Source organism: Lelliottia sp. SL45, assembly GCF_026672535.1.
GTDB lineage: Bacteria > Pseudomonadota > Gammaproteobacteria > Enterobacterales > Enterobacteriaceae > Enterobacter > Enterobacter nimipressuralis.
Genome location: NZ_JAPPRH010000001.1, coordinates 131,755 through 153,404, shown reverse-complemented (window position 1 = coordinate 153,404; position 21,650 = coordinate 131,755). Strand labels below are relative to the sequence as shown.

At 54.5% G+C, this 21,650-nt stretch carries 19 protein-coding genes; 8 read left to right on the top strand and 11 right to left on the bottom strand.

Features of this window, described 5'->3' with window-relative positions; all coding sequences use genetic code 11:
- The first annotated feature begins 130 nt into the window (after window positions 1-130).
- The gene (locus OVA10_RS00755; RefSeq protein WP_268194896.1) at window positions 131-559 is read left to right on the top strand and encodes a hypothetical protein; all 429 of its coding nucleotides are present in this window, start codon (window positions 131-133) and stop codon (window positions 557-559) included.
- 401 nt (window positions 560-960) lie between these two features.
- On the opposite strand, the gene fis is transcribed toward OVA10_RS00755, so the two are convergent.
- The 11 genes from fis to acuI all read right to left on the bottom strand — a co-directional run bounded on the left by fis (window position 961) and on the right by acuI (window position 10,699).
- Entirely contained in the window at window positions 961-1,257 is a 297-nt protein-coding gene (gene fis / locus OVA10_RS00750) for a DNA-binding transcriptional regulator Fis (protein ID WP_000462905.1), read from the bottom strand.
- A 25-nt stretch (window positions 1,258-1,282) separates the two neighbouring features.
- Window positions 1,283-2,248, bottom strand: coding sequence for a tRNA dihydrouridine synthase DusB (gene dusB, locus OVA10_RS00745; RefSeq protein ID WP_100778675.1), 966 nt, complete (start codon window positions 2,246-2,248; stop codon window positions 1,283-1,285).
- A 575-nt stretch (window positions 2,249-2,823) separates the two neighbouring features.
- Window positions 2,824-3,705 carry a 50S ribosomal protein L11 methyltransferase gene (prmA, locus tag OVA10_RS00740; RefSeq protein WP_100778676.1) on the bottom strand — a complete coding sequence of 294 codons (882 nt, stop codon included), beginning with the start codon at window positions 3,703-3,705 and terminating at the stop codon, window positions 2,824-2,826.
- An 11-nt stretch (window positions 3,706-3,716) separates the two neighbouring features.
- A complete protein-coding gene (panF, locus tag OVA10_RS00735; RefSeq protein ID WP_100778677.1) occupies window positions 3,717-5,168 on the bottom strand; it encodes a sodium/pantothenate symporter in 1,452 nt (483 codons plus the stop codon).
- Complete coding sequence (locus tag OVA10_RS00730; protein ID WP_102105524.1) at window positions 5,158-5,400, bottom strand: YhdT family protein; 243 nt, start codon at window positions 5,398-5,400, stop codon at window positions 5,158-5,160. Before OVA10_RS00730 ends, panF begins: the two co-directional genes overlap by 11 nt.
- 109 nt (window positions 5,401-5,509) lie before the next feature.
- Complete coding sequence (accC, locus tag OVA10_RS00725; protein ID WP_100778679.1) at window positions 5,510-6,859, bottom strand: acetyl-CoA carboxylase biotin carboxylase subunit; 1,350 nt, start codon at window positions 6,857-6,859, stop codon at window positions 5,510-5,512.
- Between the two features lie 10 nt (window positions 6,860-6,869).
- A complete protein-coding gene (gene accB, locus OVA10_RS00720; RefSeq protein ID WP_100778680.1) occupies window positions 6,870-7,337 on the bottom strand; it encodes an acetyl-CoA carboxylase biotin carboxyl carrier protein in 468 nt (155 codons plus the stop codon).
- A gap of 21 nt (window positions 7,338-7,358) precedes the next feature.
- Complete coding sequence (aroQ, locus tag OVA10_RS00715; RefSeq protein WP_100778681.1) at window positions 7,359-7,811, bottom strand: type II 3-dehydroquinate dehydratase; 453 nt, start codon at window positions 7,809-7,811, stop codon at window positions 7,359-7,361.
- 234 nt (window positions 7,812-8,045) lie between these two features.
- Window positions 8,046-8,645, bottom strand: coding sequence for a protein-methionine-sulfoxide reductase heme-binding subunit MsrQ (msrQ, locus tag OVA10_RS00710; protein ID WP_100778682.1), 600 nt, complete (start codon window positions 8,643-8,645; stop codon window positions 8,046-8,048).
- The gene (msrP, locus tag OVA10_RS00705) at window positions 8,646-9,647 is read right to left on the bottom strand and encodes a protein-methionine-sulfoxide reductase catalytic subunit MsrP (protein WP_194512294.1); all 1,002 of its coding nucleotides are present in this window, start codon (window positions 9,645-9,647) and stop codon (window positions 8,646-8,648) included.
- Between the two features lie 77 nt (window positions 9,648-9,724).
- Window positions 9,725-10,699 (bottom strand): acrylyl-CoA reductase (NADPH), encoded by a 975-nt coding sequence (gene acuI, locus OVA10_RS00700; protein WP_268194891.1) that lies wholly within the window; start codon window positions 10,697-10,699, stop codon window positions 9,725-9,727.
- A 194-nt stretch (window positions 10,700-10,893) separates the two neighbouring features.
- On the opposite strand from acuI, the gene csrD reads away from it, so the two are divergent.
- From csrD to yhdP, 7 genes are all read left to right on the top strand, one after another.
- Window positions 10,894-12,834, top strand: coding sequence for an RNase E specificity factor CsrD (csrD, locus tag OVA10_RS00695; RefSeq protein WP_268194889.1), 1,941 nt, complete (start codon window positions 10,894-10,896; stop codon window positions 12,832-12,834).
- A gap of 283 nt (window positions 12,835-13,117) precedes the next feature.
- The gene (gene mreB, locus OVA10_RS00690) at window positions 13,118-14,161 is read left to right on the top strand and encodes a rod shape-determining protein MreB (RefSeq protein WP_000913396.1); all 1,044 of its coding nucleotides are present in this window, start codon (window positions 13,118-13,120) and stop codon (window positions 14,159-14,161) included.
- 60 nt (window positions 14,162-14,221) lie between these two features.
- Entirely contained in the window at window positions 14,222-15,238 is a 1,017-nt protein-coding gene (gene mreC / locus OVA10_RS00685) for a rod shape-determining protein MreC (protein WP_100778686.1), read from the top strand.
- Window positions 15,238-15,726 carry a rod shape-determining protein MreD gene (mreD, locus tag OVA10_RS00680; RefSeq protein WP_095283628.1) on the top strand — a complete coding sequence of 163 codons (489 nt, stop codon included), beginning with the start codon at window positions 15,238-15,240 and terminating at the stop codon, window positions 15,724-15,726. Before mreC ends, mreD begins: the two co-directional genes overlap by 1 nt.
- 9 nt (window positions 15,727-15,735) lie before the next feature.
- Window positions 15,736-16,329, top strand: coding sequence for a Maf family protein (locus OVA10_RS00675; protein WP_107702747.1), 594 nt, complete (start codon window positions 15,736-15,738; stop codon window positions 16,327-16,329).
- Complete coding sequence (gene rng / locus OVA10_RS00670) at window positions 16,319-17,788, top strand: ribonuclease G (RefSeq protein WP_107702748.1); 1,470 nt, start codon at window positions 16,319-16,321, stop codon at window positions 17,786-17,788. Before OVA10_RS00675 ends, rng begins: the two co-directional genes overlap by 11 nt.
- 43 nt (window positions 17,789-17,831) lie before the next feature.
- Entirely contained in the window at window positions 17,832-21,629 is a 3,798-nt protein-coding gene (yhdP, locus tag OVA10_RS00665) for an AsmA2 domain-containing protein YhdP (RefSeq protein ID WP_123428212.1), read from the top strand.
- Window positions 21,630-21,650 lie beyond the last annotated feature (21 nt).

Below are 21,650 nucleotides of genomic sequence, written 5' to 3'. Positions count from 1 at the left end.
CCGAAAAGGTACTTTCCAGCACTTGAAAACACCGAGGGTGAAAAACTCGCATGGATTCGCTATTTATGAAGGTTTCCAGAAATGGGCACCACCACCACCACTAGATTAAATATTAAACAGGTGTTTATGTATGTCTCAGAATTTTTTAGTTTCACAACAAGAGCTTGCCGATAATTTCAACGTTAACAGAACCACCGTTCGGGCATGGACTAAAAACGGATTACCCTACATTCCCGGCGATCAAGGCAAGTCACACCAATACCACCCCGGAATTACCATGTGGTGGCGAGTAGGCACAATGCGCGCTGAAAAAATGTACCTTCCAGATTTAACGGCTGCTCAACGTATCGCGCTGGCGCGGGAATACGGCGAAGTAGATGAGAGCCATAATGTTGATGCTTTTGTTTGTTACCTTGCAAAGGTGGGCATTGATGAAAATGAAGCCCGTAGCGCTTTCATCTTTGCGCAGGGCATTGTGGCGGGGCGAGGTTCTGCGGTGTCTACTGTGCAAAAATCGCGGATGGATGTTACTCATACTGAGCCACAGCAAGGAGCCTAAGCCTCTTCTCGACCTTTGACATAGTTCTGATGGCCGGTCATTATGCGCCTGTGTTGTCGCTGGCTGTCGCGCCCCTCTCCGCTCACCTTGAGCATCTGGCGCGGCAGCCGGGGTTAAGCCCCAGCACCTCGGATGTATCCCCCTATTTGCCGGTTAGTTTGCCGGTTTCTCTATGCTCAAATAATGGCTTTTATTTACCTACCAGTGGAGCAAGCCAGCGCCGCGCCGCTAATCCAGACGGGCATAATCGCCGTCTATTGCGTCATTCTTCCCGTCACAGTCACGCTAACGTTCATGCTCGTTCATGCACCCGTGTATCACTCGGTGTATCACTCGTAATAAAAAAGGCGCTTCCCAATGCTGGATTGCGCCTTTTTAAACAAACACTTAACTGATTAGTATCAGTTCATGCCGTACTTTTTCAGCTTCTTACGAAGAGTACCACGGTTGATACCCATCATCAGGGCTGCGCGGGTTTGGTTACCGCGGGTGTATTGCATCACCATGTCCAACAGTGGCTGTTCAACTTCAGCCAATACCAGCTCATACAGATCATTAACATCTTGACCATTCAGTTGAGCAAAATAGTTCTTCAGTGCCTGTTTTACCGAGTCACGGAGGGGTTTTTGAGTTACCTGATCCTGAGAGTTAACGGTAGAAACGGTCAGTACGTCAGAATTTACGCGTTGTTCGAACATAGTTCTGTCAGCTCTTTATTTCTGTTTACGCAAAATTTTCGAAGTATGCCTCCAACGCCTCCAGCTGTACGCTGGCATCCTCTATGGCGTTGAATGTGCGCCGAAACTGGTCATTTGGAGCGTGCTCCTGGAGATACCAGGATACGTGTTTACGCGCAATTCGGTACCCTTTTGCCTGACCGTAAAAGTCATGCAGTTCCCGAATATGCGAACAAAGCAAGCGCTTAATCTCTGCCAGAGGCAGGGGAGCAAGCAACTCTCCAGTGTCCAGATAATGCTGGATTTCCCGAAAGATCCAGGGTCTTCCCTGAGCCGCACGTCCTATCATCAGAGCATCTGCCCCTGTATAGTCGAGCACAGCCCTGGCTTTAAGCGGGTCAGTTATGTCGCCATTCGCGATAATCGGAATGGAAACTTTCTGCTTAACTGCCCGAATGCTGTCATATTCCGCATTGCCGTTGAACAAACAGGCGCGAGTGCGTCCATGAATGGTCAGGGCCTGGATACCACAGTCTTCGGCCAGTTGGGCAATTTCTACACAGTTACGGTGTTCCGGCGCCCAACCAGTGCGAATTTTCAGCGTAACGGGAACGTCCACTGCGTTAACCACCCCCAACAAGATCGACTTCACCTGATCGGGGTATTGCAGAAGAGCTGAACCTGCCAGCTTGCGATTCACCTTCTTTGCCGGGCAACCCATATTGATATCAATAATTTGGGCGCCACTTTCAACGTTAATACGCGCGGCTTCCGCCATTTCTTCAGGATCGCTTCCGGCAATTTGCACGGTTCGAATACCTGGCTCGTCAATATGCACCATCCGAAGACGGGACTTGTCGCTTTCCCAAACCTGCGGGTTAGACGACATCATCTCGGAAACGGTTAATCCTGCTCCCATCTCGTAGCACAGCGTCCTGAAAGGCCGGTCAGTAATACCTGCCATAGGGGCTGCGATCAGGCGATTTCTAAGCTGGTAGTGTCCGATGCGCATGAGTTAAGAAATGACCATACTGTGACTGCAAGGCGGCGTATATTACGCATTTTTTGCACGAGATGAAAGGCCAAACTTTGAACAATCCGCTGTTACAGATCAAGGAATTGCTGCTCAGCAGGGTTGAAGGGAATTATTAATCATTTAAATCATTACGTTATGCCGTTACGGTTATTTTATGGGCGCTTACAATTTCCCGTAACTTCTCATCATTTCTGAATAAATGAATCACTTAATCGGGATAATCTGCTGTTTTAAGCAGCAGATTATCGGCCTTCTTTGCGATCTGCGTCTCATTTTAGAACATGATCGCAGTTTGCCTGCAGAACATAATTTAACCGCAATGCGACCGTTGAGCGACTGTACCGGAGGGGTATTTTCGTGATGCTCGTATGAGTGAACTTCAGCTACGTTGCTTAAGACGCCAGCAGGTGTGGTTCTTCGGCAGAAGTTTATGCAGGTAAGTGTGGGAGTCGCATTTTACCGCTGACATGTCACCGGCTAACCACTGTAATGCTGGGGGGAGAGAGAGTGCAGAAACGGCGTGGGAAGAGACCCACGCCGGAAAGGCAGAATTACTTTTTGCTGCCAGTGATGCGACACCACTCTTCTTTCTCGACGACAGGATCAAGAGTAAAGAGATCGGCATAGGCTTCGCATACGCTTTCAGCCTGGCTTGCCAGAATACCGGACAGACCCAGCAGACCGCCCTCAACGGGCAGCACGCTGATTAACGGTGCCAGTTCACGTAACGGGCCTGCTAGGATGTTCGCGACCACCACATCGGCTTTCATGACCTCTGGCTGGCTATCCGGCAGATATAGCTCCAGACGATCGGAAACACCATTGCGCTGCGCGTTATCGCGGCTGGCCTGGATCGCCTGCGGATCGATGTCGATCCCGATAGCTTTGGCCGCGCCCAGTTTCAGCGCCGCAATCGCCAGGATCCCGGAGCCACAACCGAAGTCGATCACGGTTTTGCCTTCCAGATCCAGCCCATCAAGCCATTGCAGGCACAGGGAGGTGGTCGGGTGGGTGCCGGTACCAAACGCCAGGCCCGGATCGAGCATTACGTTCACGGCGTTCGCGTCAGGCACATCGCGCCAGCTAGGGCAGATCCACAGACGTTTACCGAACTGCATCGGGTGGAAGTTATCCATCCACTCGCGCTCCCAGTCTTTATCTTCCAGCTGCTCGATTTTATGCACAAAACCAACGCCCAGCAGCGGGTGATTTTCCAGGATCGCCACGACCTCTTTCATGTCGGTTTCGGCATCGAACAGACCAATGACATCGGTATCGCCCCACAGACGGGTTTCGCCTGGCAGCGGCTCAAACACCGGCGTGTCATGCGTGTCCTGGAAAGTAATGGAAACTGAACCCGCTTCCATTAACGCATCGCTCAGTTCTTCGGCATTGGCACCGGTTGTGTTCAGTTTTAGTTGGATCCACGGCATGGCAAAACTCTTTATTTATCAGTAGAAATGACGGCGGCCTGTGGGACGGGCTGACCAAAACGGTTCCCCACCACAAACGCCAGCAAACTTAACAGTAACGAAGGCACAATCGGATGGAAGCCCAGGTACTGAATCTTAAAGGTGGCGAGTACCGCGTAGAGTACGCCACCGACAATCATCCCGCTCAGCGCGCCCGCAGCATTCGCGCGCTCCCAGTACAAGCCCAGCACCAGCGGCCACAGGAACACCGCTTCCAGCCCGCCGAATGCCAGCAGGTTCAGCCAGATGATCATCTCCGGTGGACGCCAGGCGGCCAGCATCATCAGAATGCCGAGTACCAGCGTGGTCCAGGTCGAAATGCGCTTCAGGCGATGCTCATTACGCATTTTAGTCGGCGTCGCGCTGAGCCACAGATCTTTAATGATTGTTGCCGAGGCCTGCAGCAGGTGCGCATTAACGTTCGACATGATCGCTGCCATCGGCGCGGCAAGGAACAGCCCGGCGGCCCATGGCGGCAAGACCTGCACCATTAATGTCGGAATGACCTGATCCGGCACGGTCAGATGCGGAAGAATGGCGCGGCCTAATGCCCCCGCCAGATGCATTCCCAGCATTAACAGCGACACCACGATCGTGCCGATTATAATCCCGCGATGCACCGCTTTGCTGTCTTTATAGGAGATACAACGCACCGCCGTGTGGGGCAGGCCGATGACGCCAAAGCAGACCAGCACCCAGAACGAGGTCATAAACGCCGGTGTCAGAATATCGTCGGCCCCGTGCGGGCTGACCAGTTTAGGGTCAATCTGCTCCAGGGTTTCAACGGCATTGTGCAAACCGCCCGCTGCATAGATCACACCAACCAGCAGCACCAGGGTGCCAATCAGCATCACCATGCCTTGCATGGTGTCATTTAGCACGCTGGCACGGAAGCCGCCAAACGCGGTATAGAGCGCGATGGTAATCCCGAAAATCAACAGGCCATTTTCATATTTGATTCCCGCCGCCGTTTCCAGCAACCGCGCGCCGCCAATAAACTGCACGGCAATCGCACCGACGAAAGCGACCAGCAAACTGACGCTGGCGATCCAGACTACCGCCCGGTTCTGATACCGCGCCTGGAGCATGTCATTGAGGGTAATGGCGTTATAGCGTCGGGCGAGAATGGCGAATTTCTTGCCCAGAATCCCGAGCGACAGCCAGATCGTCGGCACCTGAATCATCGCCAGTAGCACCCAGCCGAGACCATATTTGTACGCCGCACCTGGCCCGCCGATAAATGAGCTGGCACTGACATAGGTGGCGGTCAGCGTCATCGCCAGGACAAAACCGCCCATCGAGCGGCTTCCCAGGAAATATTCACTGAGGAACGAACCGGTGCTGCGCTTGCGCATGGCGTAAGCGGAGAGGCCAAACACAATAAAAAGATAGATAACCAGAACGGCGATGATTTCAGTTTGCATCGCTATCCTCCAGAGAGATATCGCGGAAGATAAAACGCACCATCAGCCAGCACAGCAGCGTAAATACCAGAGGTAACAGCAGACAGGCCATTTCAAACCAGTGCGGCAGGCCGGTAATTCCGGGAGCCGAACCAGGTAAGTAAGCAGTTACTAACCATGCAGCGAGATAGAGAAGGGTCAGCCACAGCGCCCAGCGCGCTTCTTTATGGGCTTGAACAAAACGCTTGTCCATTTTAAGTCCCTTGTGGATGAAGAAAGCGGGGATTGTACATGATGGGACACAGGCGATCCCCAGAAATAAAAAAGGCCGGAATATCCGGCCTTTTAACGCGTATGCGGTCTTACTTTTCGTGAAGGCCGAGTTTTTTCTCCAGATAGTGGATGTTCGTTCCACCATTCTGGAAGTTCTCGTCGTTCATGATACGAACCTGCAGATCAACGTTGGTTTTGATGCCGTCGATGATCAACTCCTGCAGAGCGTTCTTCATGCGGGCAATCGCCACGTCACGGTTTTCGCCGTAGCAGATCAGTTTACCGATCATTGAGTCATAGTACGGCGGTACTGTGTAGCCCGCGTAGATATGAGATTCCCAACGCACACCAAAGCCACCCGGCGCGTGGAAACGCGTGATTTTACCCGGGCTCGGCAGGAAGGTGTTCGGGTCTTCGGCGTTAATACGGCACTCGACCGCATGGCCTTTCACCACGACTTCTTCCTGCTTAATGGACAGCGGTTGACCCGCAGCGATACGCAGCTGCTCTTTGATCAGGTCAACGCCGGTAATCATTTCGGTAACCGGGTGTTCAACCTGAATACGGGTGTTCATTTCGATGAAATAGAACTCGCCGTTTTCGAACAGGAATTCGAACGTACCTGCACCGCGATAGCCGATATCGACACACGCCTTGGCGCAACGCTCGCCGATGTAGCGACGCAGTTCCGGAGTAATGCCCGGTGCTGGTGCTTCTTCGACGACTTTCTGGTGACGACGCTGCATGGAGCAGTCACGTTCTGCCAGATAGATTGCGTTACCCTGACCGTCAGCCAGCACCTGAATTTCGATGTGGCGTGGGTTTTCCAGGTATTTTTCCATGTAAACCATGTCATTGCTGAACGCAGCTTTCGCTTCAGCTTTGGTCATGGAGATGGATTGTGCCAGGTCTGCATCGCTGCGTACAACGCGCATACCACGACCGCCGCCGCCGCCGGACGCTTTGATGATAACCGGATAGCCAATGCGTTTAGCATGTGCGCGGTTAGCATCCATATCGTCGCCCAGAGGGCCGTCGGAGCCTGGTACCGTTGGAACGCCTGCTTTCTTCATCGCGGTGATTGCGGACACTTTGTCGCCCATCAGGCGAATAGTGTCAGCTTTCGGGCCGATAAAGATAAAGCCAGAGCGCTCAACCTGCTCAGCAAAGTTGGCGTTCTCAGAGAGGAAGCCATAACCCGGATGGATTGCCACCGCGCCGGTGATTTCAGCGGCGCTGATGATTGCCGGGATATTCAGATAACTTTTTACGGACGGAGCCGGGCCAATACAGACCGTCTCATCCGCCAGTAATACGTGTTTTAAATCGCGATCCGCGCTTGAGTGCACAGCGACGGTCTTGATGCCCAGTTCTTTACAGGCACGAAGGATACGCAGTGCAATCTCGCCGCGGTTGGCGATGACAATTTTATCCAGCATGTTCGCCTCGTTACTCGATGACGACCAGCGGCTCGTCAAATTCTACCGGCTGACCACTTTCGACCAGAATCGCTTTAACAACGCCTGACTTGTCGGCTTCGATCTGGTTCATCATTTTCATGGCTTCAACGATACACAGGGTATCGCCTGCATTGACTTTCTGACCCACTTCGCAGAACGCTTTAGCGTCCGGGCTTGGCGTGCGGTAGAAAGTACCAACCATCGGGGAACGTACGATGTGACCACTGATTTCTGCGGCTGCTGCAGCCGGCGCTTCTGCTGCCGGGGCAACTGCGTTAGACAGAGCAGGCTGCTGCTGCATCACAGGTGCAGCATAAGCCTGCTGCATGACCGGGAAGCTAGCGGCTGGCGCTGCACGGCTGATGCGTACAGACTCTTCGCCTTCAGAAATTTCCAGTTCGGAGATGCCTGATTCTTCAACCAGCTCGATCAGTTTTTTAATCTTACGAATATCCATGAGTGGGTTCCGTACTCTTGTTTAGTGTGATTGTGACAGGCGTTTTACCGCTGTCTGTAAAGCGTATGAATAACCGTCAGCACCCAGTCCGCAGATAACGCCAGCAGCGATATCCGACAGATACGAATGGTGGCGGAACGGCTCTCGGGCATGCACATTGCTCAGGTGGATCTCGATAAACGGGATGCTTACCGCAAGCAGTGCGTCGCGGATAGCAACACTGGTGTGCGTAAACGCGGCCGGATTAATCAGGATATAGTCCACAGTGTCTTTAGCCTGATGAATACGGTCGATGAGTGCGTACTCCGCATTAGACTGAAAATGGTCAAGACTCACGTTAAGCGCAGCTGCTTCCGTCCCAAGACGGTTAACAATTTCGCTTAATGTCAGCGTGCCGTACTTCTCGGGTTCGCGGGTACCGAGCATGTTCAGGTTCGGTCCGTTCAAAACTAAGATGTGCAACTTTCCAGTCATTGTGCCGCTATCTCCTGCGATTCTCGGGTAAAAAACAAAATATACCTTCGATGCGCAATTGTCACCCTTTCAGGGGATGAAAAACCCCTCCAGGAAAACCAAGGTCGCACATTATAACGATTTCGTAGCATTTAGCAGCTAAATACTGGTCTTATCAGGGAAGATTATCAACCGCAATTGATAAAAGAAGCGCGGTTGATAAGTAATCTGCGGGAATACGCACAGTTTCGCGAACTATCGCCACCACTGGCGGAACTTCTTGTAGCGCCATATCAGCAGCGCCAGAGCCAGCAGCGCGTAGATAATAGGCTGAGGGGATAAAATCTTCACCGACCACAGATAATGTATCGGGGCCAGGATCGCCACAAGATAGACGAAGTTATGCAAAAGTTGCCAGCGTCGGCCCAGTTTTCGCTGTGCGTACTGCGTCGATGTGAGCGTCAGCGCCAGTAAAATCACCCAGCTGATAATCCCTAACGTCAGATACGGACGCGATACCAGCTCGCTGCCTAACAATGCCAGATTATTAATGCCCAGCTCCAGCAACGTATAGCTGGTGAGATGGACCGTCGCCCAGGCAAAACACCATAGCCCTAAAAGGCGTCGTGTTCGTATCAATAATGGCTGTTTAGCGTAGCGCGCCAGTGGGGAAACCAGCAAGGTTGCCAGCAAAAATTTCAGAGCCATCCTACCGGTAAAGTGTTGAATATCTTTGGCCGGATCGGCGCTGAAATAGCCCTGACTGGCTGCCCAGAACAGCCATATAAAAGGAAGCAAACCGGCCAGATGTAATAGCACTTTTAGCCAGGTGATCTGTTTTACGGTTAAGCGCACTTAAAAATTCTCCCGCAAGTCCAGCCCGCGATAGAGTGAGGCCACTTCGTCGGCATAGCCATTGAACAGCAGCGTTGGCTGGCGTTTCACGTCCAGCGCGCCGCCGGAACCGATAAAGCGCTCGGTCGCCTGAGACCAGCGCGGATGATCGACGTGCGGGTTAACGTTCGCGAAAAAGCCATATTCGCCCGGCGCGGCAAGGTTCCAGGTGGTCGGCGGGCGCTCTTTCGTGAGCTTAATGCTGACAATCGATTTAATCCCTTTGAAGCCATATTTCCATGGCACCGTTAAACGGATGGGGGCACCGTTTTGCGGCGGCAGCGCTTTGCCATATACCCCGACGGTCAGCAGCGTCAGCGGATGCATGGCCTCGTCGAGACGCAGCCCTTCGACATACGGATACTCCAGCCCGCCACCGATAAAGCGGTCTTTCTGCCCTGGCATTTGCTCTGGCGAGTAAAGCGTCTGGAAAGCGACATATTTGGCATCGCTGGTGGGCTCGGCCATCGCCAGCAGTTTGTGCAGCGGGAAACCGATCCACGGCACCACCATCGACCACGCCTCAACGCAACGCATCCGGTAAATACGCTCCTCAAGAGGAAAACGGGTCGTGAGATCGTGATGGTCAAAAGTGAGCGGTTTGGCGACTTCGCCCTCAATTTTTAAGGTCCAGGGATCGGTTTTCATGCTCCCGGCATTGGCGGCGGGATCGGCTTTATCGAGGCCAAATTCATAGAAATTGTTATAGCCCGTCACTTTATCTTCCGGCGTCAGCGCAAGTTTATTCTGCCACTGTGCGGGTTTGGTAAAGGTTAGCGGCTGGCCAGAGGGGGCTTTTGGACGATCGTTACCCTTGAACCAGTCAAGCAGGTCGGCATGGGCGTTGGGGGTAAGGGTAAGGGCGGTAGCGCTGATACCGAGCATCTTCAGGATCTGGCGGCGCTGTAGCATAAAGACAGATTCGGCCGTTACATCGGCTTCCGTCAGTTTTCTGTTTTTCATGGCATCCTCCGGCATGCATTTTTCTAAGCATGACGGAGGAGTCGGGTTATCGCGAATATGTCACGAAAATTTGAAGATTAAGCTATTTTCACCAGCGCCCGGCCCTGGAAATGGTTGCTAATGATTTTTCCGGCATACTCCGGCGCCTGATCAAGCGTAATTTCGGTGGCGCTTTGGCTGAAGAAGGACTCCGGCAAATCACGCACCAGACGTTCCCATGCCTGGGTGCGACGCGCCGGTGGCGTCATCACGGAATCCACACCCTGCAGACGCACATTACGTAGGATAAATGGCATCACGGTTGTTGGCAGCGAGAAACCACCCGCCAGACCGCAGGCCGCCACGCATCCACCGTAGTTAATCTGTGCCAGCAGTTTCGCCAGCACTTTATCGCCCACGGTATCCACCGCACCCGCCCAGACCTGTTTTTCCAGTGGACGGGTTTCGCTGAACTCTTCGCGTCCCAGAATACGGTTTGCGCCCAGTGAACGCAGGTAATCATGTGTGCTTTCGCGCCCGGTAACAGCAGCAACCTGATATCCGAGTTTGTGCAGCAGCGTCACTGCGGTACTTCCCACGCCACCGCTGGCACCGGTCACGACCACTTCACCGGAGTCCGGGCGAACGCCAGCCTCTTCCAGCGCCATCACGCACAGCATCGCAGTGAAACCGGCGGTGCCAATGATCATCGCTTTGCGACCATCGAGACCTTTTGGCATCGGCACCAGCCAGTCGCCGTTGACGCGCGCCTGCGTGGAGAGGCCGCCCCAGTGGTTTTCTCCCACACCCCAGCCGGTCAACAGCACCTGCTGCCCTGGGTGAAAACGCGGATCTTCGCTGGAATGCACGTGACCTGCGAAATCAATTCCCGGAATCATCGGAAAATTGCGGATGATTTTCCCGGTGCCCGTAATGGCGAGAGCATCCTTATAGTTCAGGCTGGACCAGTCGATATCCACAGTCACGTTCCCCTCCGGGAGACGGTTTTCCTCAACGGATTGAACCGACGCCAGAGTTTTGCCGTCTTGCTGTTCTAAGATCAAAGCCTGCATACAGATGTCCTCACTAAGCATGATGATTGGAAAATAATTTCTGAAGACTATACTCGCTCATTGAAACGCTATGCCGATTTAACGCAATAAATTGCCAGATAGACCAGGTTTGGTAGTATGCCCCTGCTAAACGCAAGTTAGCACTCACTTGCACTTTAACTGCCTCCCCATCAACCAACGGAGTGATCTCAAGGATGCGATTAACGACGAAATTTTCAGCTTTTATTACGCTGCTGACGGGGCTGACTATCTTCGTCACCCTGATGGGGTGCTCGCTAAGCTTTTATAATGCCATTCAGGACAAACTGACCAACCGCGTGCAGTCCGTGGCTTCGGTCATTGATTCGCGACTGGTTACGTCAACGTTGCCCGCGCTGTCTCAGCAACTGGATGAGCTGATGGTGCCGGTGGATATTGTACACATCGACATTCTACAGGGTAGCAAAGTCCTCCTGAGCCATGCGCGTCAGAGCAGCTATCGCCCGGCCGGGACGCTGGCACAATACCGCGAGATGACGATTCACTCCCTGAAAAGCCCTGGGGTGACCATCAGGCTGGTCTATCAGGACCCGATGGCGAACAATTTCCGTTCACTGATGACCACTGCGCCGCTCACCGTTGCGGTGGGCTTTATTGTGGTGCTGATCTTTCTGGCGGTGCGCTGGCTTCGACGCCAGCTTTCCGGACAGGAACTCCTGGAATCGCGATCTGTACGTATTTTAAACGGTGAACGAGGTGCTAAGGTGCGCGGGTCTGTTTATGAATGGCCGTCGCGGACCAGCAGCGCGCTGGATGTGTTGCTTTCAGAAATCCAGTTCGCCAGCGATCAGCGCAGCCGTATGGATACGTTGATTCGGTCCTACGCCGCCCAGGACAATAAAACCGGGCTGAATAACCGCCTTTTCTTTGATAATCAACTGGCCACGCTGCTGGAAGATACCGAAAAGGTGGGTACTCACGGGGTGGTGATGGTTATCCGGCTGCCCGATTTCGATCTTTTACGCGATACCTGGGGCCGCTCGGTGGCGGAAGAGCATCTCTTTACGCTCATCAATTTGTTATCGACCTTTATTATGCGCTATCCCGGTGCGCTGCTGGCGCGCTACCACCGCAGTGATTTTGCCGTGTTGCTGCCGCATCGGACGCTGAAAGAATCGGAAAGCATCGTCAGTCAGCTGCTGAAAGCGGTCGATGCGCTGCCACCAACCAAAATGCTCGACCGGGATGATATGGTTCATATCGGCATTTGCGCCTGGCGCGGCGGCCAGCAAACTCAACAGGTGATGGAGCATGCCGAAGCGGCCACGCGTAACGCGGTGCTGCAGGGGGCGAATGGCTGGGCGGTTTACGATGATTCTCTTCCGGAAAAAGGGCGCGGCAACGTGCGCTGGCGAACGCTCATTGAACAGATGCTGAGCCGCGGCGGGCCACGAATTTATCAAAAACCGGCCGTACTGCGTAACGGCCAGGTGCATCACCGCGAGTTACTTTGCCGTATCTTCGACGGCTCGGAAGAGGTTGTCTCCGCCGAATATCTGCCGATGGTGCTGCAGTTTGGTCTGTCGGAAGAGTACGACCGGCAGCAAATTACGCGTCTTATTCCATTTTTATCTTTCTGGCCGGAGGAAAATCTGGCATTACAGGTAACGGTAGAATCGCTGATTCGCCCGCGTTTTCAGCGCTGGCTGCGTGATGTGCTGATGCAATGTGAAAAATCGCAGCGGAAACGTATTATTTTTGAACTTGCAGAGGCAGATGTTTGTCAACATATCAGCCGTTTACAGCCGGTCGTCCGTTTGATGAATGCACTCGGTGCTCGCGTGGCAGTGACTCAGGCGGGTTTAACGCTGGTCAGTACCAGTTGGATCAAGGAGCTGGATGTGGAGCTGTTAAAGCTGCATCCGGGGCTGGTCAGGAATATTGAAAAGCGCACGGAAAACCAGCTGCTGGTTCAGAGTCTGGTGGAAGCGTGCAAGGGAACGCAAACGCAAGTCTTCGCCACAGGCATACGTTCACGCAGCGAATGGCAGATGTTGACGGAGCGCGGTGTCGCGGGTGGTCAGGGGGATTTTATTGCTACCTCTCAGCCGCTTGACAGCAATGTGAAAAAATATTTGCAAAGATACTCTGTTTGACCTGCCGTTTAATTTGTTTTCACGTAGAATATCGCGCCTGTAGCTTTGAGTATGACGAGCAAAACGCCAGTCGTTTACCTGGACGGGTTACAAATGAAAGCGAGTGACGCAGCTGTTAACTCAGCCCTGATGGAGTCAGGAAATAAATTTGTAACATAAGGAAACGTGCTGCACTAATTTTCACCGTAGCAGATGATTTTTGCGCCTTGTCGCTGCTACGTGTGGTTGGTAAAGTAAGCGGATTTTAATTTTTCCGCCCCAGCTTTCAGGATTATCCCTTAGTATGTTGAAAAAATTTCGTGGCATGTTTTCCAATGACCTGTCCATTGACCTGGGTACCGCGAATACCCTGATTTATGTAAAAGGACAAGGCATCGTATTGAATGAGCCTTCCGTTGTGGCCATTCGTCAGGATCGTGCCGGCTCCCCGAAAAGCGTGGCAGCCGTAGGACACGATGCGAAGCAGATGCTGGGTCGTACCCCAGGCAACATCGCCGCGATCCGCCCAATGAAAGACGGCGTTATCGCTGACTTCTTCGTGACTGAAAAAATGCTTCAGCACTTCATCAAGCAGGTTCACAGCAACAGCTTCATGCGCCCAAGTCCGCGCGTGCTGGTCTGTGTGCCAGTCGGTGCAACTCAGGTTGAACGCCGTGCGATCCGTGAATCCGCTCAGGGCGCAGGTGCGCGCGAAGTCTTCCTGATCGAAGAGCCGATGGCTGCTGCAATTGGTGCGGGTCTGCCGGTTTCTGAAGCAACAGGTTCCATGGTGGTGGATATCGGTGGTGGTACCACTGAAGTGGCCGTCATCTCTCTGAACGGTGTGGTTTACTCCTCTTCCGTGCGTATCGGCGGTGACCGTTTTGATGAAGCCATCATTAATTATGTGCGCCGTAACTACGGCTCTCTGATCGGTGAAGCCACCGCAGAGCGTATTAAGCACGAGATCGGTTCTGCTTACCCTGGCGACGAAGTCCGCGAAATCGAAGTTCGTGGCCGTAACCTGGCTGAAGGCGTTCCGCGTGGCTTTACCCTGAACTCCAACGAAATCCTCGAAGCGCTGCAAGAGCCGCTGACCGGTATCGTGAGCGCGGTGATGGTTGCGCTGGAACAGTGCCCACCAGAACTGGCTTCCGACATCTCAGAGCGCGGTATGGTTCTGACCGGTGGTGGCGCGCTGTTGCGTAACCTCGACCGCCTGTTAATGGAAGAGACAGGTATTCCTGTCGTAGTTGCAGAAGATCCACTGACTTGCGTAGCCCGTGGTGGTGGCAAGGCGCTGGAAATGATCGACATGCACGGCGGCGACTTGTTCAGCGAAGAGTAGTCGGTTTGAGAGGGTAGCGAAGGCTACCCTTTCTCTCTGACACGAGAATACGCATAGCCTATGAAGCCAATTTTTAGCCGTGGCCCGTCGCTGCAGTTTCGCCTGATCCTGGGGGTGCTGGTAGCGCTTGGAGTCATCATCGCCGATAGCCGCCTCGGTATGTTCAGCCAGATCCGAACATACATGGATACCGCCGTCAGTCCTTTCTACTTTGTATCAAATGGTCCCCGTGAATTACTCGACAGTGTTTCTCAAACCTTGTCATCACGCGACCAACTCGAGCTTGAAAACCGTGCACTGCGCCAGGAATTGCTGCTGAAAAACAGCGAGCTGCTGATGCTGGGCCAGTATCGCCAGGAAAACGCCCGTCTGCGTGAGCTGCTGGGATCGCCGCTGCGTCAGGACGAGCAGAAAATGGTGACTCAGGTGATCTCCACCGTTAACGATCCGTACAGCGATCAGGTGGTCATCGACAAAGGCAGCGTGAACGGTGTTTACGAAGGCCAGCCGGTCATCAGTGATAAAGGCGTTGTGGGCCAGGTGGTTGCTGTTGCTAAGCTGACCAGCCGCGTTTTATTGATCTGTGATGCCACCCATGCGCTGCCGATTCAGGTACTGCGTAATGATATCCGTATTATTGCGGCCGGTAACGGCTGTACGGACGATCTGCAGCTGGAGCATCTGCCAGCCAACACCGATATTCGTGTGGGTGATGTTCTGGTCACCTCCGGTCTCGGCGGGCGTTTCCCTGAAGGTTACCCGGTGGCGGTTGTCTCCTCGGTAAAACTGGATACGCAACGTGCGTATACGGTGATTCAGGCTCGTCCAACTGCGGGCTTACAGCGTCTGCGCTATTTGCTGCTGCTGTGGGGCGCCGATCGTAACGGTATTAACCCGATGACGCCAGAAGAGGTGCATCGCGTGGCCAATGAACGCTTAATGCAGATGATGCCGCAGGTTCTGCCTGCGCCGGACTCCATGGGGCCGCCTGCGCCAGTGCCTGCACCTGCGACGGGATTAACGCAGCCTCCTCCGGATGCACCGCTGCCGCCACAAATCTCCTCGGGAGGGCAGTAGTGGCGAGCTATCGTAGCCAGGGACGCTGGGTAATCTGGCTCTCGTTCTTCATCGCGTTATTACTGCAAGTCATGCCCTGGCCGGACGACATTCTCGTTTTCCGGCCAAACTGGGTGCTGCTCATTTTACTCTACTGGACCCTCGCCCTGCCGCACCGCGTAAATGTGGGCACGGGTTTTGTGATGGGTGCCATACTGGATCTCATCAGTGGCTCAACGCTCGGCGTGCGCGCCCTGTCGATGAGTATTATTGCGTACCTCGTCGCACTGAAATTCCAGCTTTTCCGTAACCTCGCGCTCTGGCAACAGGCGTTGGTGGTGATGTTGTTGTCCCTCGCCGCGGATATCATTGTTTTCTGGGCTGAGTTTTTAGTGATCAACGTCTCTTTCCGACCGGAAGTGTTCTGGAGTAGTGTAGTAAACGGTGTGCTCTGGCCGTGGCTGTTCCTGCTGATGCGTAAAGTTCGCCAGCAGTTTGCCGTGCAATAAAAGGTTTCTATGACGTCTTTATTTCTTGCCTCTGGTTCCCCGCGTCGTCAGGAGTTACTCACTCAACTGGGTGTCTCTTTTGAACGTATCGTCACCGGTATTGAAGAAAAACGGGGCGATGGCGAAAGCGCGCAGCAGTATGTGTCTCGTCTGGCCCGGGAAAAAGCCCTGGCTGGCGTGGCGCAAACCCCGCGTGATTTGCCGGTGCTGGGGGCAGATACCATCGTGATTCTCAACGGTGAAGTGCTCGAGAAACCGCATGACGGTGAACATGCGGCGCAAATGCTGCGCAAATTATCCGGACAAACGCATCAGGTGATGACGGCGGTTGCACTGGCAGACAGCCAGCAGGTGCTGGATTGTCTGGTGGTCACGGATGTCACGTTCAGAGTGCTTACCGATGAGGAAATCGCCGGTTATATCGCCAGCGGTGAACCTATGGATAAAGCAGGTGCATACGGTATTCAGGGGCTGGGTGGCTGTTTCGTCAGGAAGATTAATGGCAGCTATCACGCCGTAGTCGGCTTACCGCTGGTGGAAACGTATGAGTTGCTGAGCAATTTTAACTCACTGCGTGAGGGAAGGGATAATTATGACGGCTGAATTGTTGGTAAACGTAACGCCATCGGAAACCCGAGTGGCCTATATTGATGGCGGCATTCTTCAGGAAATTCATATTGAGCGCGAAGCGCGACGCGGAATAGTAGGCAATATCTACAAAGGTCGTGTCAGTCGTGTACTACCGGGTATGCAGGCGGCATTTGTAGATATTGGCCTTGATAAAGCAGCGTTCTTGCACGCCTCGGATATCATGCCGCACACCGAATGTGTCGCGGGTGAAGAGCAAAAGCAGTTTACCGTTCGCGATATCTCCGAGCTGGTCCGCCAGGGACAGGATTTGATGGTCCAGGTGGTGAAAGATCCCCTCGGTACCAAAGGCGCCCGTCTGACGACCGACATCACTTTACCTTCTCGCTACCTGGTCTTTATGCCGGGCGCTTCACACGTCGGCGTTTCTCAGCGTATTGAAAGTGAAAGCGAGCGCGAACGCCTGAAAAAGGTGGTCGGCGCTTACTGCGACGAGCAGGGCGGCTTTATTATCCGTACCGCGGCAGAAGGGATCAGTGAAGAAGACCTGGCCTCCGATGCGGCGTACCTGAAACGCGTCTGGACCAAAGTCATGGAGCGTAAAAAACGCAACCAGACCCGCTATCAACTTTACGGCGAGCTGGCGCTGGCCCAGCGCGTGTTGCGCGATTTCGCTGATGCGCAGCTCGATCGAATCCGCGTGGATTCGCGTCTGACCTACGACGCGCTGCTCGAATTCACCGCCGAATACATCCCAGAGATGCCTGGCCTGCTGGAGCATTACACCGGCCGCCAGCCAATCTTTGATCTCTTTGACGTCGAGAACGAAATCCAGCGCGCGCTGGAGCGCAAAGTGGAGCTGAAATCCGGCGGCTATCTGATCATCGATCAGACGGAAGCGATGACCACCGTGGATATCAACACGGGAGCATTTGTCGGCCACCGCAACCTCGACGACACCATCTTCAACACCAACATCGAAGCGACGCAGGCCATCGCGCGTCAGCTCCGTCTGCGCAATCTTGGCGGCATTATCATCATCGACTTTATCGATATGAATAATGAAGATCACCGCCGCCGCGTGCTGCACTCGCTGGAGCAGGCGCTGAGCAAAGATCGGGTGAAAACCAGTATCAACGGTTTCTCTCAGCTCGGCCTGGTGGAGATGACCCGCAAGCGCACGCGCGAAAGCGTTGAACATGTGCTGTGCAACGAATGCCCAACCTGCCACGGACGCGGCACGGTAAAGTCCGTGGAGACAGTGTGCTACGAAATCATGCGTGAAATTGTCCGCGTCCATCACGCCTACGACTCCGACCGTTTTCTGGTCTATGCTTCCCCTGCGGTGGCAGAAGCACTGAAAGGCGAAGAGTCGCACGCGCTGGCGGAAGTGGAAATCTTTGTCGGCAAACAGGTAAAAGTACAAATCGAACCACTCTATAACCAGCAGCAGTTTGACGTGGTGATGATGTAAGAGGCAGCAATGCTGCAAGAGAACGGCTGACAAGGAGAGATGCGTGAGGCGATTGCCAGGAATTTTACTGCTTACAGGGGCAACGCTTGTCGTCATTGTCGCGTTGCTCGTGAGCGGGCTGCGCCTCGTGTTACCGCATCTCGACAGCTGGCGCCCGCAGGTGCTGGCAAAGATCGAAAGCGCCACCGGCATTCCCGTTGACGTCAGCCAGCTGAGTGCCAGCTGGCAAAATTTCGGCCCAACGCTGGATGTACGCGATATCAACGCGAGCCTGAAAGACGGCGGTCATCTCAAAATCAAACGCGTGACGCTGGCGCTGGATGTCTGGCAAAGTTTGCTGCACATGCGCTGGCAGTTTCGCGATCTCACCTTCTGGCAGCTTCAGTTTCTGACCAACACGCCTCTAAACCAGGGCGATAACAGCAAAGGTATCGAGACCAACCGCTTCAGCGATCTTTTCCTGCGCCAGTTCGATCATTTCGATCTGCGCGACAGCGAAATCAGTTTCATTACCCTCTCCGGGCAACGGGCCGAACTTGCGATCCCGCAACTCACCTGGCTTAACGGCAAAGATCGCCATCGCGCCGAAGGGCAGGTGAATCTCTCCAGCCTGAACGGGCAGCACGGCATCATGCAGGTGCGCATGGATCTGCGCGACGACAACGGCCTGCTGAACAAAGGCAAAGTCTGGCTGCAGGCCGACGATGTGGATGTCAAACCCTGGCTGGGCAAATGGATGCAGGATAACGTTGCGCTGCAAAGGGCGCGCTTCAGTCTTGAAGGCTGGCTGACGCTGGCCGACGGTGATATCTCCGCCGGGGATGTGTGGCTGAAGCAGGGCGGCGCGGCGTGGAAAGGGGATACGCAATCCCATGATATGTCAGTCGATAACCTGACGGCACACGTCACCCGTCAGGGCGGCAGCTGGCAATTCTCCATTCCCGATACCCGCATCACTATGGACGGCAAAGCCTGGCCGCGCGGCGCATTAACGATGGCGTGGGTGCCTGAGCAGGAAGTGGGCGGCGTGAACAACAAGCGCAGCGATGAGCTGCGTATCCGCGCCAGCAACCTCGATCTGGCAAGTCTCGACGGTTTACGGCCTATCGCGAACCGCATATCAACTGCTCTTGGCGAAGTCTGGGAAGCCACACAGCCGAGCGGCCAGATCGACACCCTGGCGCTGGATATCCCTCTGCAGGCCACAGAAAAAACCCGTTTCCAGGCCTCGTGGAAAGCGCTCTCCTGGAAGCAGTGGAAGCTGCTGCCCGGTGCCGAACACTTTGGCGGAAAGCTTGAGGGCAGCGTCGAAAACGGCAGACTGACGGCGGAAATGAATGACGCCAAAATGCCGTACGAAACGGTTTTCCGTGCGCCGCTGGAGATTGAAAAAGGTACTGCGATCCTTAACTGGCTGAACAACGAGAAAGGTTTTCAGCTTGATGGCCGTGATATCGACGTAAAAGCCACCGGCGTTCACGCGCGCGGTAATTTCCGCTATCTGCAGCCGGAAGGCGATGAGCCATGGCTGGGGATTCTGGCCGGTATCAGCACTGACGATGGCGGCCAGGCCTGGCGCTATTTCCCGGAAAACCTGATGGGCAAAGCGCTGGTGGACTACCTGAGCGGCGCGATTCAGGGCGGTCAGGCCGATAATGCCACGCTGGTCTACGGCGGCAATCCGCACCTGTTCCCTTACAAACACAACGAAGGCCAGTTCCAGGTTCTGGTGCCGCTGCGTAATGCGACTTTCGCCTTCCAGCCCGACTGGCCAGCGCTGAAAAACCTCAATATCGAACTGAATTTCCTGAACGACGGGCTGTGGATGAAATCCGACAGCGTCGCGCTGGGCGGCGTAACCGCCAGTAATCTGAGAGCGGTGATTCCGGATTACTCGAAAGAGAAGCTGCTGATCGACGCGGACATTAACGGGCCGGGCAAAGCCGTCGGGCCTTATTTCGAAGAGACACCGCTGGATGACTCGCTGGGTGCTGCGCTGCAAGAGCTGCAAATCGATGGCGATGTGAATGCCCGTTTGCATCTCGACATCCCGCTGGATGGCGAGATGACCACCGCCGAAGGCGATGTGGTGCTGAACAACAACAGCCTGTTTATCAAGCCGCTAGATAGTACCCTCAAGAACCTGAGCGGCAAATTCAGCTTTGTGAATGGCAATCTGAAAAGCGGGCCGCTGAAAGCCAACTGGTTTAATCAACCGATTAACGTGGATTTCAGCACCACCGAAGGTGAAAAAGCCTATCAGGTCGCCGTCAATATGGATGCTAACTGGCAGCCCGCGCGGATGGACGTGCTGCCAAAGCCGGTGGCCGAATCTATCGACGGAACGGTTGCCTGGAACGGTAAAGTGGCCATCGACCTGCCTTATCGTGGAAGTGCGCACTATAAAGTCGACGTAACCGGCGATCTGAAGAATGTAAGCAGTCACTTACCTGCACCGCTGGATAAGAAAGCCGGGCAGCCACTGCCGATGAACATCAACGTGCAGGGCGATCTGAACAGCTTTGCCCTCACTGGTAATGCGAATGGTACAAATCACTTTAACAGCCGCTGGTTGCTCAGTCGCAAACTGACTCTCGACCGGGCCATCTGGACCACGGACAGCCGCACCATTCCGCCACTCCCTGAGCAGCCAGGCGTTGAGCTGAACCTGCCCGCGATGGATGGCGCCGAGTGGCTGGCGATGTTTAACAAGGGCGTTGGGCAAAATGTGGATGAAGCCGCTCAGTTCCCGCAGCGCGTGACCGTCCGTACGCCGTCGCTGACGCTGGGCGGACAGCAGTGGAATAACCTCAGCATTGTCTCTGAGCCAACCCTCAACGGTTCGACGGTGGAAGCGCAGGGCCGTGAGATTAACGCCACGCTGACGATGCGTGACAACGCTCCATGGCAGGCGGCAATTCGTTATCTTTACTACAACCCGACGACGGCCACGAAAGGGCAAACGGGAGCGGCTTCGCCGTTAGCCGAGGTTTCAAAAGTGGATTTCAGCGGCTGGCCGGATTTACAACTGCGCTGCGCGGAGTGCTGGCTGTGGGGCCAGAAATATGGCCGCATCGACGGTGATTTTGCCGTGAAGGGCAACACCCTGAGCCTTGCAGGCGGCCTGATTGATACCGGCTTTGGGCGTCTGACGGCGGACGGAGAGTGGGTGAATGGCGCGGGCGAACAGCGCACCTCCCTGAAAGGTAGAATCAAGGGCAACAAGCTGGATGCGGCGGCGAATTTCTTTGGCGTCAGCACACCGCTGCGCGGCTCTTCCTTCGATGTTAATTACGATCTGCACTGGCGCGCCGAGCCGTGGAAACCGGACGAAGCTACGCTGAACGGCATCCTCAAAACCAATCTGGGCAAAGGCGAAATCGCCGACGTCAGCACTGGCCACGCCGGGCAGCTCTTACGTTTACTGAGCTTTGACGCGCTGCTGCGCAAACTGCGTTTTGACTTCAGCGATACCTTCAGCGAAGGGTTCTATTACGACTCTATTCGCAGTACGGCGTGGATCAAAGACGGCGTTCTGCATACGGATGACACGCTGGTGGATGGCCTGGAAGCCGATATCGCCATGAAAGGCTCGGTGAATCTGGTGCGTCGTGAACTGGATATGGAAGCGGTGGTAGCGCCGGAGATCTCGGCGACCGTCGGTGTCGCTGCCGCATTCGTGGTCAACCCGATTGTGGGCGCCGCGGTGTTTGCCGCCAGTAAGGTGCTTGGGCCGCTGTGGAGTAAGGTCTCAATCCTGCGCTATCGCATTACCGGGCCGGTCGATAAGCCGCAGATTAATGAGGTGCTCCGTCAGGCGCGCAAAGATGCACAGCAATGATTTGACGCGGGCGAGTAATTG